Annotated in this window: 1 protein-coding gene; it reads left to right on the forward strand. The window is 72.8% G+C overall.

What is annotated here, in order from left to right; all coding sequences use genetic code 11:
- The coding region (locus IE249_RS35470) for a CurL C-terminal domain-containing protein (RefSeq protein WP_189711646.1) at positions 1-849 on the forward strand (849 nt) is incomplete at both ends.

Here is an 849-nt window from a genome sequence, read left to right on the forward strand (position 1 = left end):
ATCAACCAGGACGGTGCCAGCAACGGGCTGACCGCCCCCAACGGGCCCTCCCAGCAGCGCGTCATCCGCCAAGCCCTGGCGTCCGCCGGGCTGAGCACCACGGACGTCGATGCGGTGGAGGCCCACGGCACCGGTACCCGCCTCGGCGACCCGATCGAGGCGCAGGCCCTGCTGGCCACTTACGGCCAGGGTCGGGACGACGACCGGCCGCTGTGGCTCGGCTCGATCAAGTCCAACATCGGCCACACGCAGGCCGCCGCGGGCGTGGCCGGGATCATCAAGATGGTCATGGCGATGCGGCACGGTGTGCTGCCGCAGACCCTTCATGTCGATGAGCCGTCGCCGCACGTGGACTGGGCAGCCGGCGCGGTGGAACTGCTGACCGAGGCCCGGGAGTGGCCGGAGAACGGGGGCCGCCCGCGCCGGGCGGGTATCTCCTCGTTCGGCATCAGCGGCACCAACGCCCACACCATCATCGAACAGGCGCCAGTAGCGGTCGAGACGGAGCCCGTCCCGGCCCCGCCGCACCGCGCGCCCTCGGTGGTTCCGTGGTTGCTGTCCGCCAAGAGCGCCGAGGCGCTCCAGGCCCAGGCCGAGCGGCTGAGCGCCTACGTGGAAGGGCGCTCCGACCTGCGACTCGCTGATGTGGGCTATTCGTTGGCCGTGGGCCGTGCGGCCTTCGAGCAGCGGGCGGTGCTCGTCGCGGGCGACCGCGAGGACTTCGTACGGCAGCTGGGCGCGCTGGCGAGCGGCGAGACGCCCGCCGGGTCGGTCACCGGTACTCCGGTCGGCGGCAAGCTGGCGTTCCTGTTCACCGGGCAGGGCAGCCAGCGGCTGGGCATGGGCCGG

Origin of the sequence: Streptomyces anandii JCM 4720, assembly GCF_014650655.1 — a bacterium.
Lineage (GTDB): Bacteria > Actinomycetota > Actinomycetes > Streptomycetales > Streptomycetaceae > Streptomyces > Streptomyces anandii.